This window comes from Butyricimonas sp. (assembly GCF_019423355.1).
Classification (GTDB): Bacteria; Bacteroidota; Bacteroidia; order Bacteroidales; family Marinifilaceae; genus Butyricimonas; species Butyricimonas faecihominis.
Genome location: NZ_JAHZBP010000004.1, coordinates 131982 through 145658, shown reverse-complemented (window position 1 = coordinate 145658; position 13677 = coordinate 131982). Strand labels below are relative to the sequence as shown.

Annotated in this window: 18 protein-coding genes and 1 tRNA gene; 6 read left to right on the top strand and 13 right to left on the bottom strand. The window is 42.2% G+C overall.

Annotated elements, in window-relative coordinates:
* Positions 1-39: 39 nt before the first annotated feature.
* The 11 genes from rplL to rpsU form a co-directional block, all read right to left on the bottom strand.
* Entirely contained in the window at positions 40-417 is a 378-nt protein-coding gene (gene rplL / locus QVC79_RS07175; RefSeq protein WP_124316711.1) for a 50S ribosomal protein L7/L12, read from the bottom strand.
* 42 nt (positions 418-459) lie between these two features.
* A complete protein-coding gene (gene rplJ, locus QVC79_RS07170; RefSeq protein ID WP_124316710.1) occupies positions 460-978 on the bottom strand; it encodes a 50S ribosomal protein L10 in 519 nt (172 codons plus the stop codon).
* Positions 979-1007: 29 nt separating this feature from the next.
* Positions 1008-1703: a 50S ribosomal protein L1 gene (gene rplA, locus QVC79_RS07165; protein WP_027200808.1), complete on the bottom strand. Its 696-nt coding sequence runs from the start codon at positions 1701-1703 to the stop codon at positions 1008-1010.
* Positions 1704-1727: 24 nt separating this feature from the next.
* A complete protein-coding gene (gene rplK / locus QVC79_RS07160; RefSeq protein WP_027200807.1) occupies positions 1728-2165 on the bottom strand; it encodes a 50S ribosomal protein L11 in 438 nt (145 codons plus the stop codon).
* Positions 2166-2188: 23 nt separating this feature from the next.
* Complete coding sequence (gene nusG, locus QVC79_RS07155; protein WP_087420801.1) at positions 2189-2737, bottom strand: transcription termination/antitermination protein NusG; 549 nt, start codon at positions 2735-2737, stop codon at positions 2189-2191.
* Between the two features lie 18 nt (positions 2738-2755).
* A complete protein-coding gene (gene secE, locus QVC79_RS07150; RefSeq protein WP_027200805.1) occupies positions 2756-2947 on the bottom strand; it encodes a preprotein translocase subunit SecE in 192 nt (63 codons plus the stop codon).
* Positions 2948-2966: 19 nt separating this feature from the next.
* A tRNA-Trp gene (locus QVC79_RS07145) sits at positions 2967-3039 on the bottom strand.
* 89 nt (positions 3040-3128) lie between these two features.
* A complete protein-coding gene (gene tuf / locus QVC79_RS07140; protein ID WP_151411504.1) occupies positions 3129-4316 on the bottom strand; it encodes an elongation factor Tu in 1188 nt (395 codons plus the stop codon).
* A gap of 172 nt (positions 4317-4488) precedes the next feature.
* On the bottom strand, positions 4489-4785 hold the full coding sequence (hpf, locus tag QVC79_RS07135; protein WP_027200803.1) for a ribosome hibernation-promoting factor, HPF/YfiA family: 297 nt from the start codon (positions 4783-4785) through the stop codon (positions 4489-4491).
* An 18-nt stretch (positions 4786-4803) separates the two neighbouring features.
* Positions 4804-5715, bottom strand: coding sequence for a tyrosine-type recombinase/integrase (locus QVC79_RS07130; RefSeq protein WP_270592191.1), 912 nt, complete (start codon positions 5713-5715; stop codon positions 4804-4806).
* A 66-nt stretch (positions 5716-5781) separates the two neighbouring features.
* A complete protein-coding gene (rpsU, locus tag QVC79_RS07125; RefSeq protein ID WP_027200801.1) occupies positions 5782-5973 on the bottom strand; it encodes a 30S ribosomal protein S21 in 192 nt (63 codons plus the stop codon).
* A gap of 940 nt (positions 5974-6913) precedes the next feature.
* On the opposite strand from rpsU, the gene QVC79_RS07120 reads away from it, so the two are divergent.
* Positions 6914-7240, top strand: coding sequence for a DNA-directed RNA polymerase subunit alpha C-terminal domain-containing protein (locus tag QVC79_RS07120; protein WP_124318353.1), 327 nt, complete (start codon positions 6914-6916; stop codon positions 7238-7240).
* A gap of 439 nt (positions 7241-7679) precedes the next feature.
* On the opposite strand, the gene QVC79_RS07115 is transcribed toward QVC79_RS07120, so the two are convergent.
* A complete protein-coding gene (locus QVC79_RS07115) occupies positions 7680-7955 on the bottom strand; it encodes a tetratricopeptide repeat protein (RefSeq protein ID WP_124318352.1) in 276 nt (91 codons plus the stop codon).
* 8 nt (positions 7956-7963) lie between these two features.
* Positions 7964-9637 carry a M23 family metallopeptidase gene (locus QVC79_RS07110; protein WP_270592189.1) on the bottom strand — a complete coding sequence of 558 codons (1674 nt, stop codon included), beginning with the start codon at positions 9635-9637 and terminating at the stop codon, positions 7964-7966.
* 88 nt (positions 9638-9725) lie between these two features.
* Here QVC79_RS07110 and QVC79_RS07105 point away from each other — a divergent pair, with 88 nt between their 5' ends.
* From QVC79_RS07105 to QVC79_RS07085, 5 genes are all read left to right on the top strand, one after another.
* On the top strand, positions 9726-10016 hold the full coding sequence (locus QVC79_RS07105; protein WP_087420795.1) for a coiled-coil domain-containing protein: 291 nt from the start codon (positions 9726-9728) through the stop codon (positions 10014-10016).
* 2 nt (positions 10017-10018) lie between these two features.
* Complete coding sequence (locus QVC79_RS07100; protein WP_027200797.1) at positions 10019-10306, top strand: cell division protein ZapA; 288 nt, start codon at positions 10019-10021, stop codon at positions 10304-10306.
* A gap of 272 nt (positions 10307-10578) precedes the next feature.
* On the top strand, positions 10579-12114 hold the full coding sequence (gene rny / locus QVC79_RS07095) for a ribonuclease Y (RefSeq protein WP_087420794.1): 1536 nt from the start codon (positions 10579-10581) through the stop codon (positions 12112-12114).
* Between the two features lie 180 nt (positions 12115-12294).
* Positions 12295-13173 carry a nucleoside phosphorylase gene (locus tag QVC79_RS07090; RefSeq protein ID WP_270592186.1) on the top strand — a complete coding sequence of 293 codons (879 nt, stop codon included), beginning with the start codon at positions 12295-12297 and terminating at the stop codon, positions 13171-13173.
* A 13-nt stretch (positions 13174-13186) separates the two neighbouring features.
* The gene (locus QVC79_RS07085) at positions 13187-13648 is read left to right on the top strand and encodes a DUF4293 domain-containing protein (RefSeq protein ID WP_124317607.1); all 462 of its coding nucleotides are present in this window, start codon (positions 13187-13189) and stop codon (positions 13646-13648) included.
* The last annotated feature ends 29 nt before the right edge of the window (positions 13649-13677 follow it).

The window sequence follows — 13677 nt, the reverse complement described above, 5'->3', positions numbered from 1 at the left end:
CATGAGACTCTAAACCTGGAAAAACCAACCGGTTTTATTTTATTTAAGTTCAACTTCAGCTCCTGCCTCTTCTAATTGAGTCTTCAGCGTGTTAGCCTCTTCTTTAGAAACTTTTTCTTTCAATGGAGCCGGAGCCTTGTCAACTATTTCTTTAGCCTCTTTCAATCCAAGACCGGTCAATTCTTTCACTAACTTAACAACAGCTAATTTAGCAGCACCAGCTGACTTAAGAATTACATCGAATTCTGTTTGCTCTGCTTCAGCGGCAGCAGCACCACCAGCTGCAGGAGCAGCAACAGCTACAGCAGCTGCTGCAGGTTCGATTCCGTACTCTTCTTTTAAAATATCAGCTAATTCTTTTACGTCTTTTACGGTAAGGTTTACTAGCTCTTCTGCAAGTTTTTTCAAATCTGCCATTTCTATACTATTTAAAATTGTTTGTTTACTAAACTATAAAAATTATTCTTTTTCAGAAAGTGTTTTAACAACACCAGCGATAGTATTTTGTCCGGATTGCAATGCGGAAATAACATTCTGCATCGGAGCCTGCAACATTGCGATAATGTCTGCAAGCAACTCCTCTTTAGACTTGATACTGATCAACGATTCAAGCTGATCCTCGCCAACATAAGCACATTCTTCTACGAATGCGGCCTTGAATACCGGTTTGTCTTTAGTCTTACGGAATTCTTTAATCAGTTTTGCAGGACCGTTTCCGGTGTCGCACAACATGATTGCGCTATCGCCTTTCAACGCAGAAAAAATTTCCTCGTAGTTGTTGGTAGCGTTTTCCAAAGCCTTTTTCAACAATGTGTTCTTCACTTGCACCAGTTTGATGTTAGCATCAAAGCAAGCCCGACGCAAAGCCTGAGTGTCTACAGCGTCAAGACCGGAAATGTCACTAACATACAAGTGCTTGTAAGAATTCACTTGCTCCGTCAAGGTTTCTATTACGACTTTTTTATCTTCTTTTTTCATACTACTGAAGTCCTTTTTAGATTACTACATTAATCAAGTAAAGTCTTTTGGTCTACTTGAATACCGGGACTCATCGTACTTGACAGATACACGCTCTTGATATAAGTACCTTTAGCGGCAGCCGGTTTCAATTTATTGATCACGTTCAAGAATTCTCTAGCGTTCTCCATAATCTTGTTCGGCTCGAATGTAACTTTACCAATAGAAGCGTGAATAATACCGAATTTGTCAACTTTAAAGTCGATCTTACCAGCCTTCACCTCGGTTACTGCTTTCCCGATTTCCGGGGTTACAGTACCACTCTTCGGGTTTGGCATCAATCCACGAGGACCCAAAATTCTACCAAGAGCACCTACTTTACCCATTACAGAAGGCATCGTGATGATAATATCGATGTCGGTCCAGCCGCCTTTCAATTTTTCGATATATTCATCCAATCCAACGTAATCGGCTCCGGCAGCCTTAGCTTCTTCCACCTTATCAGGCGTACACAAAACCAAAACTCTTACTTGTTTACCGGTTCCATGAGGTAAAGTACATACACCGCGCACCATTTGATTGGCTTTACGCGGGTCTACACCCAGTCGAACGTCCATGTCAACTGACGCATCAAACTTCGTGAAAGTGATTTCCTTCACAAGCTGTGCGGCCTCGTCGATAGAATATACTTTTCCACCTTCGATCTTCGCTAAAGCTAACTTCTTATTTTTTGTCAGTTTACTCATTACGTTTGAAGTGTTACAAGTTCATTAAAAAGGTCTGTCACCGGTTACGGTTATACCCATACTTCTGGCGGTACCAGCTACCATACTCATTGCTTTCTCAATTTCAAAAGCGTTCAAATCTTTCATCTTGTCCGTAGCGATTGCTCTCACTTGATCCCAAGTGATAGAGGCCACTTTCTTACGATTAGGCTCTGCGGAACCGGATTTGATTTTAGCAACTTCCAAAAGTTGAATAGCAACAGGAGGTTGTTTTGTAATAAAATCAAACGATTTATCACCATACACCTGTATAATTACCGGGATGATCTTTCCTGCCTGCTCTTGAGTTCTAGCGTTAAATTGCTTACAGAAGTCCATGATATTGACTCCCTTAGAACCTAACGCCGGTCCTACTGGAGGCGAAGGATTAGCAGCTCCGGCTTTAATTTGCAGCTTGATAATAGCTTCAACTTGTTTTGCCATGATTGTTTTTAATCAAATAATTGTTATTCTTTTTCTACCTGCATGAAACTTAATTCAAGTGGTGTTTTCCGTCCGAAAATCTTGACAATTACTTTCAAGCGTTTCTTGTCCGTATTCACCTCCTCTATCACACCGGTAAAACCATTAAACGGTCCGTCAGTCACTTTAACTGACTCGCCAACGAAATAAGGGATACTTATTTCTTCTGGTTGTTCCGCAAGTTCATCTACAGTACCCAAGATCCGGTTTACCTCTGCTTGACGCATCGGTACAGGGTCTCCTCCTTTGGTTTCCCCCAGGAAGCCGATCACATTCGTGATGTCACGAAGTATGTGAGGGATTTCTCCAACGAGTGCGGCCTCGATCAACACGTAACCCGGATAAAGATTTCGCTCACTGCTATACTTTTTCCCGTTACGCACCTGATACACCTTCTCTGCAGGTACTAAAACCTGTGAAACGTAATCCTGAAGCCCTAAACTGGCGATTTCGTTCTCGATGTACTCCTTTACCTTCTTCTCTTTTCCTCCAATGGTCCGAAGTACATACCATCTTTTTTTCATTTCAGCCATGTTAGACCTCCAAGATTTTTAGTAAAACAAATTATATATACCGGTCACGATATGTCTGAACGAAAAATCCATTGCAAAAATGCACAACGCTATGATAACGGAAGCAATCATCACAATTGTTGCACTACTCTGGAGCTCAGACCACGTGGGCCAAGTTACTTTATTCACCAGCTCGTTATAAACATCTGATATATAACTTTTAATCTTCATTTGTTCTATATTTAATTTGCACGGGAGGAGAGGTTCGAACTCCCGACCCTCGGTTTTGGAGACCGATGCTCTACCAACTGAGCCACTCCCGTGTGTAAGCCGACCGAAGCCGGCTCATTATTTTAAATTTCAAATTTTAATTGCGAATCTACAATCTAAAATCATTAAATCTAAAATTGTATTAGTCTAAGATCTCAGTGATCTGACCAGCACCTACGGTTCTACCACCTTCACGGATAGCGAAACGCAAACCTACGTTACAAGCAACCGGAGTGATCAACTCAACAGTGATTGTCAAGTTATCACCAGGCATTACCATCTCGCGTCCTTCCGGAAGAGTGATCTCACCGGTAACGTCCAAGGTACGGATATAGAATTGAGGTCTGTATCTGTTGTGGAACGGAGTGTGACGACCACCTTCTTCTTTCTTCAAGATATAAACCTCAGCTTTGAATTTATCGTGCGGTTTAACAGAACCCGGTTTTGCCAATACCATACCACGTTTGATCTCGTCTTTGTCGATACCACGAAGTAACAAACCAACGTTATCACCAGCTTGACCTTCGTCAAGAATCTTACGGAACATCTCAACTCCGGTACATACGGTTTTCTTACCATCAGCACCCAAACCGATAATTTCCAACTCATCACCCGTGTGAACGATACCAGTTTCGATACGACCGGTAGCAACAGTTCCACGACCAGTGATAGAGAACACGTCCTCAACAGGCATCAAGAACGGTTTATCAACGGCACGTTGCGGCAACTCAATCCAGTTGTCAACTGCATCCATCAACTCCATTACTTTCTCTTCCCATTTTGCTTCTCCGTTCAATGCTCCAAGAGCAGAACCTAAGATAACCGGAGTATTATCTCCGTCATATTGATAGAATGATAACAACTCACGAACTTCCATCTCAACCAACTCCAACATTTCCGGGTCGTCCACCATATCCACCTTGTTCAAGAATACAACGATTCTCGGAACGTTTACCTGACGAGCCAAAAGGATGTGCTCACGAGTCTGAGGCATCGGACCATCAGTAGCGGCACAAACTAAGATAGCACCGTCCATCTGAGCAGCACCAGTTACCATGTTCTTTACATAGTCGGCGTGTCCCGGACAGTCAACGTGTGCATAGTGACGATTTGCAGTCTGGTATTCAACGTGAGAAGTGTTAATGGTGATACCTCTCTCTTTTTCTTCCGGTGCGTTATCGATAGAATCGAATGAACGTAATTCAGAAAGACCTTTTTTTGCCAATACCGTAGTGATAGCAGCCGTCAAAGTAGTTTTACCGTGGTCAACGTGACCGATAGTACCAATATTTACGTGTGGTTTGGACCTGTCAAAATGTTCTTTAGCCATAACTCTAAAACAATTTTTATTATTAAACAATTTATCTCAATAACTCAATTTCATGCAAGCAACTCGCTGTTTACCTGGAAATTACCCGGACAAGTGCGAGAAAACCCATTTAATTTGGCTTGCAAATGTACAAATTAAAAATCATATCTCACAATAAATGAGATCATTTTTCTTAATTTTCTCTTTTTTCTTTCGCTTTAACAAGTTGTCTCTTCAATACATCGTACAACTCGTCCACTGTTTCTTCAAAAGTTTTCGCGTTCTTTTTAGCGAACACGTCTTGCCCTTTGACATCAACATGCACCTCGGTTAACTTATTTTCCAGATGATCGTCTTTTTCCAATTTCAACGTAACATCTATACTCATAATTCCGTCGTGATACTTCTCCAATTTCGAGAACTTCTTGTTAATGAACTCCTCCAGCACTGGATTTACTGAAAAACCTACAGGATTAATTCTAATGTCCATATCGTTTCCTCCTATAATTTATGCTCGCGGGTGAGCTTGTTTAAAAATCTTCAACATTTTCTCCACAGAATTATGAGTGTACACCTGAGTAGCTGCCAAGTTGGAATGCCCCAGCAATTCTTTAATTCCTTGAATCGGCGCACCGTTATCCAACAGGTGCGTGGCAAAAGAATGTCGCAACACGTGCGGGCTGCGTTTTGCTAAAGAAGTATGTGATTCCAGTTCTTTCGTCACCAAACGATAAACGAAATTAGCGTAAAGCGGCTTTCCCTTATCGGTCACGAAAAACATGTCATGCTCCCCTTCCACCACGCGGCTCCGGGCATCCAAATAACATTCGATGTCCTGTATCAACTCGGTCATGATTGGGATTTCTCGCCATTTTCCACCTTTCCCGAAAACACGAATACAACGCCGTGAAAGATCAACATTCCCTACCTTCAATCCAACAATTTCAGAACGCCTCATTCCCGTATCATAAGCCATCAACAAGATCAAGAAATCTCTTAACCCGGAAAAACCTTTCTTTTTCTCCGCATCATCCAGCGTACATTCCATCTCCTCTTCCCTCACGAAAACCGGCAATCGCTTCGGCAATTTCGGCCCGCTGATATTCTCAGCGGGATTCACCTCTATCACTTTCTCTTTTACAAGGAAACGAAAAAACGCCTTTATACTGCTCAACTTACGCTTACCGGAAGCAGCACTTAACTTCCCTCTGGTACCGTTCACCCTCAAGTCTCCCCTCATCTCTGCCACGACCCATTCTCTAACGAGTTTGGTCGTCACTCGAGAAAAATCCTCATTATTCCCTTCCAATCCACAAAATTCGTAGAACTGATACAAATCCGCCTTATACGCGATGATCGTATTTTCCGAATAACGTTTCACGCTACTCAAATACTTCAAGAACAATTCTATCTGCATCATTTCTACTATTTTAATAACGTAAGCAAGTTACGTTTTTTGTTTGGAAAAACAAAGAAAGTGATCGATTTATTCTTCCGCTTGTTGCAAAGATTGACGATAGGCAGCTTTCATCCGGGCCATTCTATTTCTAATAGACGGTTTGGTGAAAGCCTGACGATCTCTCAGCTCTTTAATCACGCCGGTTTTTTCGAATTTTCTTTTGAATTTTTTCAGTGCTCTCTCGATATTTTCGCCTTCTTTTAATGGTACAATTATCATGATTTATAATTTTAAAAAATGAATACTTATTTTATAATAAAAAAATCCGACAACACTATAATGTGCTGCTTACTAATTAAATATATGTATATTTTTTACTATCTCAAAAATAATTGACCACCCCCTTTCAAGCGGATTGAAGTTCATATTTAACAATTCGAAAACTGGGCGCAAAGATAAATCAATTAATCGAGATATAAAAATAAAATTTCGTTTTTAGCGTTCTGAAGTACAAGCGGGAAGAAATGAAACCGCCTCAAGGAAAAGAGGCGGTTTCAGGGATGGACTTAAAACGAGAAGGAGTTAACAGATTCTCTCGCCGTTAAGTATCCAACCTATCAATTCTATTTTTAAAGGAAACAGCCGGGTGGGATTCAAACTACTAACGTGAGAAGATGAACGTGGCTCCCCTGTGCGTTTCCGGCTGCTTTCTTGTTAGCACCGGAATTAAAAAAATCCGGCGCTATATTTTAGCAATCCGGAAGATTTAAAAATCGGACCGGGCTGCTCTTCGTAACGGAGGTCTAGCAAACCTATAGAGACGAAAAGCAAGCCTCGACCCGACTATATATATTACTATACGTAATCGAGTACGAAGGCGTTGCAATCACCGTGCTCTATATAGAAGTTGCTAGTTTCCGTTCACAGTGCATAATTGCACGCTATCAATAAAAACCGAACGTGTTGCGTTCTGTTAGCGCAAAGATGATAAATAATTATCTCATAAACAAAAAAGCACTAAACTATTTTTCAAGTTTTCGACAAAATAGTACAATCTTCGCTTATTACTTTATAATAACAGTGAAAGCTGGATCAATTATATAACCATAATCTTTATTCTCAACTTTCACTAATTCAAATTACAAGGCAAAAATAAAGCTATCAAGGATATTTTTCACCACAAATAAATTATCTTTGCATCCAATAAATACACAACATCATGGAAAAGGATAAAATCAACAGACTTATCAAGATTCTAAACGAGGCTAAAGAAATAATTGCAGAATTGGAAGGATACGCAACCAAAAAGGAGAAACAAGCCAAAACAATAGAACAAATACTGGCAACAAACATTCGGGAGTTTGGATTTAGCACAAGGGCTATGAGTGTTTTATTGATGGCAGAGATAAAAACAGTGAAAGACATAACAAAATACACCAAATACGAAATACAAAACTTACGCTCCTGCGGGCGTGTATCAGCAAACGAGATTGAAGCGAAGCTAAACGCAGTAGGAATAAAATTGGCACAAGAAGAAGAGGATTAATCCAATCTATACCATCACAAGATGGGAGAGGGAACTCGCTCGCCGCTGCCCCCCCTTCTCATAGACTTCGCTTTCCTTACCTGCCCAACAAGTCTATTTTTCCAGATAGCTAATATACCACACCACACACTCAAATTACAAATACAATCGTCTCAAAAATCAATTTTATCGAAGATAAATGCAAGAAGAATACAGGATGAATGCTCCGTGGTCTAAATGAACTATCAGCAAACAACCAAGAGAACAATAGATTGCCATAGCTTAAAGCCAGTGTAATACCAAACTTCTATCAAAGTAATAATCTCCTCACGCCCTTTCAACTCCCTTCCATCGCCCTTTCATAGCCCATTCCCCATAAGCGAGCAACGGAGTGAAAAGTTGGATGAAAGAATCATGCGAGATTATTACTGCGGTATTTCAAGAGAATTACGGTGATAAATCAGGGATTCAGCAAATCCTTACAATAATAATTCAAAATTCCATTAATCATATCCAAATAAGCCTTCGCCTTTGTATTTTCGGGATTTATACGCATCACCTCATTCAGATGGTTTATCGCTTGCGTTGTCTCCCCCATGGCATTATACACCACTCCCAGTTCCAACAGCACGAGTTCCCGTTCTCCTTCATTCTGTTCCAACATTTGCCGGAGCATGGCAATTGCACCTTCCCGATCGCCTTGTTTTGCCAGTTGTTTTGCTTCTTCTATATTCATTGTTATTTCTACTTTTTATAAATATCCGTCTCAAAGGTAGCAATATTTTTCACGGCATCCTCCACCTTCAAGACAAGCCTGTTTTTTCCTTTCACGAAAACGGGTTCATTTATGTTACCTTCCAGCAGGCGATTTTTCGCGTCATACGTGAACAAACACCATTTTCCATTTACCTCAACCCGATAAGAAGAGATGCCCGACAAATCATCAACCATCTTGAAGCGGATCTTCTGCCCGGCCCTCCCCGTGTAAAGAACAACCGGGGCAATCGTGTCCTGACGAACCGTGTATTCACCCAACACCCGGGGAAATGCCTCAAGCCCCTCTTCCGTCCATCGGGTCTTCAAGGCAGAAAAACGATTACTTTTCTCCAGCAAACAGATCACGGACTTTTCCGGGAACTTCCCGCCAACCACCAACCGGGCATTTTTCATCAACGGGTATATTTGTTTCCCGGTAGAAAACACCTCGATCGTCTCGACACTATCTCTCAAGCGGGAAGACACCTCCGGCTTGCACACGATCGGATAGGATAAAGCATCCGCCTCCAACCACAGGGTATATATTCCTTGTTTCAAGCTATCGTTTTGATGATTCATCAATAATTTTTCCTCGTCCGTCAATACCAATTCCCGCGAGGGAGATTTACCCCATAACTGGAACATGATACTGGAACGATTCCCATTAATGTCCGATAAATCAACTGTAACATCCACCACGCTATCTTTCTCAACCGGGATAAATCCCCCGTTCTGATTACGAACGGACAACAATTGCTCCTGATAGTTCCCGAAAGTCAAGTAAACCAAACGGTTTTCCCTGTAATGATGAAAATCCTTCAACTCGTTAACCAAAAACGTCTCGTCAAAAGAAAGCTCGTTCATGGTCATTTTAAAGACCTCCTGTCCGTTAGCACTCACGCTCAAGTCATACACGCCCAACTTGTTCCAAGAATCTTTCATATAGTCATCAGATTGTATCCCAATCCCGACCATCCCGGCGGGTACCCCGACCTTTCCTCCCCGGAACACCCGGTTACCCGTGTTTTTCACTTCCACCCGACGAGTTGCATTCCGCACCCCCTCGTTTGAAATCGGATACACGTAAACCCCTCGCACGCTCGGTCCCGTTTGATCCTTCACCGAAAGAAAACGTAAAGGATTTAAAGCACGCTCGCTTTTCGTGTCACGCACCTCGAAATGCAAATGAGGACCACCCGAAGAGCCGGTATTCCCGCTATAAGCAATCGTGTCACCCGCACGAAAACGGAGTTCATAGCCCGACATATTCTCGTCCACCTCGAATGACTCCTTATTATATTGTATATTTCTCACGACTTTCGCAATTCGGGGTACAAAACGGCTTAAATGACCATACACCGTGGTTATTCCCCCCTCGTGTTCCAAGTACAGGGCATTCCCGTACCCCGTGGCAGACACCTTTACACGTGCCACGACACCGTCTTTCACGCAAATCACCGGTAGACCTTCCCGCCCTCCGGTTTTAAAATCCAGCCCGGAGTGCAGGTGTGTCGCTCTCAATTCTCCGAAATTTCCACTCAATAGCGGAACATTTTTCAACGGGTAAAGCAACGTGTCTGTTTGTGCGCAAACATTTGATGATAAAAGAAGTAACATCAACAACAATGCTCCAATCCCCCTCCACATTATCTTGTTTGTCATAAAAAAACCATTAAATCCATTGCAAAATTAATAACACTATTGATAATTAAAAGAAATTATTCTATCTTTGTGGTGTAAAGATTATGTTATGACAGCAAAACAAGATGCCGTTATTAACGAGCTAAACACAAAAGTTGAACGACTGATAAAACTATATATATCCTCACTGGACAAAAACAGAGAGATGGATTCAGAGATGAAAGAACTCAGGATTCAAATCGAGCGAATGAAAAGTGAGAACATGAAATTACATGAAGAAATCAAGACATTGAAGGTGGCTGCCGCTATCTCGACCGGAGAAGGAAGTTCCGAGGCCAAAAATAGAATAAGCCAACTTGTGCGGGAGATTGATAAATGTATTGCTCTTTTGAATAATTAAATATGAATGATAAACTTACTATTACGCTAAATATAGCCGGTAGGCCCTGCGTTCTGACCATAGAGAGAGAGGAAGAAGAGGAGATCAGAAAAGCTGCACAACTGATTAATAGTAAGATTGCAAAATATAGGGAAAAGTACGCAACTGCTGATCCCGTTGATTTTCTAGCTGTTACCGCATTACAATTCACGGTAAAAATGCTGGAGGCTGAAAGGCGAAACGACGTGGAGCCGGTATTGGACGAGGTGAAGAAGATTAGTAGCAGGCTCGATGAAGTTGTGAAAGAGTAAAAAAGAAAGAGTTCTTTGAAAAGGAAATAGATATACCCGCATTATTTCGTATTTAACTGGAAAACTCAACACTTAACCAATTAGAGTGAAGCTTAGTTAGCCAAAGACAGGCCTCAACCCTTCGGGGTTCCTTCGGGACGGTGGAAGTTTGAATCTGACGGCAGCTCTACCCGTGTCTAACAGGGGTTTTTTAAAGAAGAAATGATGCGGGTTTTTTGTATAAACAAAAAACACCAAAATATATTATATAACTATAAATTCAAGTTACGAATATGATAACAATAATAATTACCGGTGTTATTGCTCTGATAGTGGGATTCGTTCTCGGATACCTGCTAATCAACATGACCTTGAAATACAGGAGCAAAAACATCATCAAGGAAGCGGAAGCAGAGGCGGAAGTAATTAAAAAAGACAAGATTTTGCAAGCAAAGGAGAAATTCCTGCAGATAAAGGCCGAACACGAAAAACAAGTGAATGCCCGCAATAGCAAAATCCTTCTCGCGGAAAATAAGCTAAAACAAAAAGACGCCGAATTGGCTCGTAAAATGGAAGAATGTCAGCGCAAGATCAAAGATGCGGAGACACAACAGGAGACGCTAGAGGCCCAAAAAGAATTACTGGAAAAGAAACACGCCGAACTGGATAAATTCAAAAAACAACAGATCGAACAACTGGAAGCCATTTCCGGGATGTCTGCCGATCAGGCAAAGGAAAAACTCATCAGTTCTTTGAAAGACGAGGCCGAAACCGAAGCGATGTCATACGTGAACGAGATTATGGAAGAGGCAAAAATGACGGCAAACATGGAGGCGAAAAAGATCGTGGTAAAAACCATCCAACGGGTGGCCACGGAAACTGCCACTGAAAACGCCGTATCTATATTCCATATTGATTCGGATGAAATCAAAGGACGTATCATCGGACGGGAAGGACGTAACATCCGGGCGCTGGAAGCAGCCACCGGTGTTGAAATCATCGTGGACGACACCCCGGAGGCAATTGTACTTTCCGGATTTGACCCGGTAAGACGAGAAATCGCTCGCCTTTCACTCCACCAATTAGTTACCGACGGACGTATTCACCCGGCACGGATTGAGGAAGTAGTCAACAAGGTGAAAAAACAAATCGAGGAAGAGATCGTCGAGACTGGAAAACGCACCACCATCGACTTGGGTATTCACGGGTTGCACCCGGAATTGATCCGGTTGGTCGGTAAAATGAAATACCGTTCTTCTTACGGGCAGAACTTGTTACAACACGCTCGCGAAACAGCCAACCTCTGTGCCATCATGGCTGCGGAATTGGGCTTGAACGTGAAGAAAGCAAAACGTGCCGGACTATTGCATGACATTGGTAAAGTACCCGATGATGAACCGGAATTACCGCACGCAATCCTCGGTATGCGCCTAGCAGAAAAATACAAGGAGAAACCGGATATTTGTAACGCTATCGGTGCTCACCACGAAGAGATTGAAATGACAACGATGATCGCCCCGATCGTTCAGGCTTGTGACGCCATCTCAGGCGCACGTCCGGGCGCAAGACGGGAAGTAGTTGAGTCATACATCAAACGACTGAAAGAGATGGAAGACCTTGCACTTTCTTATAACGGAGTAGTCAAAACCTACGCCATCCAAGCAGGCCGCGAATTGCGGGTAGTCGTTGGTAGTGAAAAGGTATCTGACACGGAGGCAGAGAAAATTTCATACGAAATCGCTAAAAAGATTCAGGATGAAATGACCTACCCCGGACAGGTGAAAGTAACGGTGATTCGAGAAACACGCGCTATAAACTACGCGAAATAATTAAAAGTCCGGCCGAGATAGCCGGACTTTTAAGTTACAGGTTACAGGTTTAAAGTCGAAGACTTAACTTGTAACCTGTAACTTTTTAATCCAAACGGAGCGACAGGATTAAAAACCCCCAAACATTTGTCCGGTATTATTTGTTTTACTAAATTTGGTTGCTCAAAAAGTAAACAGTATATGGAGCCAATAAAATCATCAGAATTAATCACAAACGATGACGGGAGTGTCTTTCACCTCCACCTTCATCCCGAAGATCTGGCAGAACAAGTGATCCTCGTGGGTGACCCTTCCCGAGTAGAAATGATTGCCTCATATTTCGAGAAAATAGACGTCAGGAAAAGCGACCGGGAGTTCTGTACCATCACCGGATATTACAAGGGACACCGCCTGTCAGTTATCTCTACCGGAATCGGTGCGGATAACATTGACATCGTGATGAATGAACTAGATGCTTTGGTCAATATCAACTTGCACACCAAAGAAATAAACGCAGAAAAGAAAACATTAAATATAGTACGAATCGGAACTTCCGGTTCCGTGCAAGCAGATGTTCCCGTACATTCATTCGTGATCTCGGAAATGAGCCTCGGCATAGACGGGGTATTGCGTTTCTACCGGGATAACGAAATGGTATGTGATGCCGCTTTCGAGGAGGCCTTTATCAAGGAATGTCACTGGACACCCTTAGCAGCCCGCCCGTACGCAGTAAAAGCATCTGACGAACTGGTGGACAAATTACACACGGAAGGCGTTACCGTGAAAGGCGTCACGTTGACGGCAAACGGATTCTACGGACCACAGGGACGAGTGCTTCGCTTACCGATCGAGATGCCTACAGTGAATGATGAAATTGCCCGTTTCGAATTCGGGAATTACAAAATTGTCAATTACGAGATGGAAAGTGCCGCCATTGCCGGGCTGGCAGCTCTTATGGGCCATCGGGCCACCACGATTTGCCTGATCATTGCTAACCGGGTCAACGGGGATGCCTCGGCCGATTACAAACCGCACATGAAGAAACTTATTGAATATACATTAAATTCTCTCATACGTTAATCACTTATTAATTATGATTCAAAGGATTCAAACTATTTACTTGCTCGTGGTAGCAATCATCATGACGATTCCATTGTACGTGCCGATCGCCCAATTGCTTATCCCGAATGATGCGAGCTATAACTTTTTTACTTATGGCGTGGTTCTCATTGGAGAAAATAGCGTGCTACAAGCCCACTACTGGGCCTTGTTAATCATGAATATTTTCACGATCGGGGTTCCCTTAGTGAATGTGTTCCTGTTCAAAAAACGTTTCCTCCAATTGCGTTTATGCATCGTGGAAATCATCCTATTGATCGGTGCCATTATCTTGATGTGGTATCACATCAATCAATTCGCAGACAAAATGAACGCCGAGATTCTTTATAAATTCAGCCTTATATTACCCGTGATCTGTATTATTTTCACATACATGGCCATAAGGGGAATACTTAAAGACATCAAATTGCTCAAATCTTTTGACAGAATTCGATAATTATCAAAATAATCATAAACCAATAACTA

Coding starts and splice junctions, on each gene's coding strand:
- rplA (WP_027200808.1), bottom strand. CDS start 1,703: ATGAGTAAACTGACAAAAAATAAGAAGTTAGCTTTAGCGAAGATCGAA.
- nusG (WP_087420801.1), bottom strand. CDS start 2,737: ATGGCTGAAATGAAAAAAAGATGGTATGTACTTCGGACCATTGGAGGA.
- secE (WP_027200805.1), bottom strand. CDS start 2,947: ATGAAGATTAAAAGTTATATATCAGATGTTTATAACGAGCTGGTGAAT.
- hpf (WP_027200803.1), bottom strand. CDS start 4,785: ATGGACATTAGAATTAATCCTGTAGGTTTTTCAGTAAATCCAGTGCTG.
- QVC79_RS07130 (WP_270592191.1), bottom strand. CDS start 5,715: ATGATGCAGATAGAATTGTTCTTGAAGTATTTGAGTAGCGTGAAACGT.
- rplK (WP_027200807.1), bottom strand. CDS start 2,165: ATGGCAAAACAAGTTGAAGCTATTATCAAGCTGCAAATTAAAGCCGGA.
- QVC79_RS07110 (WP_270592189.1), bottom strand. CDS start 9,637: ATGACAAACAAGATAATGTGGAGGGGGATTGGAGCATTGTTGTTGATG.
- tuf (WP_151411504.1), bottom strand. CDS start 4,316: ATGGCTAAAGAACATTTTGACAGGTCCAAACCACACGTAAATATTGGT.
- QVC79_RS07100 (WP_027200797.1), top strand. CDS start 10,019: ATGAATGATAAACTTACTATTACGCTAAATATAGCCGGTAGGCCCTGC.
- QVC79_RS07105 (WP_087420795.1), top strand. CDS start 9,726: ATGACAGCAAAACAAGATGCCGTTATTAACGAGCTAAACACAAAAGTT.
- rpsU (WP_027200801.1), bottom strand. CDS start 5,973: ATGATAATTGTACCATTAAAAGAAGGCGAAAATATCGAGAGAGCACTG.
- QVC79_RS07115 (WP_124318352.1), bottom strand. CDS start 7,955: ATGAATATAGAAGAAGCAAAACAACTGGCAAAACAAGGCGATCGGGAA.
- QVC79_RS07085 (WP_124317607.1), top strand. CDS start 13,187: ATGATTCAAAGGATTCAAACTATTTACTTGCTCGTGGTAGCAATCATC.
- QVC79_RS07090 (WP_270592186.1), top strand. CDS start 12,295: ATGGAGCCAATAAAATCATCAGAATTAATCACAAACGATGACGGGAGT.
- rplJ (WP_124316710.1), bottom strand. CDS start 978: ATGAAAAAAGAAGATAAAAAAGTCGTAATAGAAACCTTGACGGAGCAA.
- rplL (WP_124316711.1), bottom strand. CDS start 417: ATGGCAGATTTGAAAAAACTTGCAGAAGAGCTAGTAAACCTTACCGTA.
- rny (WP_087420794.1), top strand. CDS start 10,579: ATGATAACAATAATAATTACCGGTGTTATTGCTCTGATAGTGGGATTC.
- QVC79_RS07120 (WP_124318353.1), top strand. CDS start 6,914: ATGGAAAAGGATAAAATCAACAGACTTATCAAGATTCTAAACGAGGCT.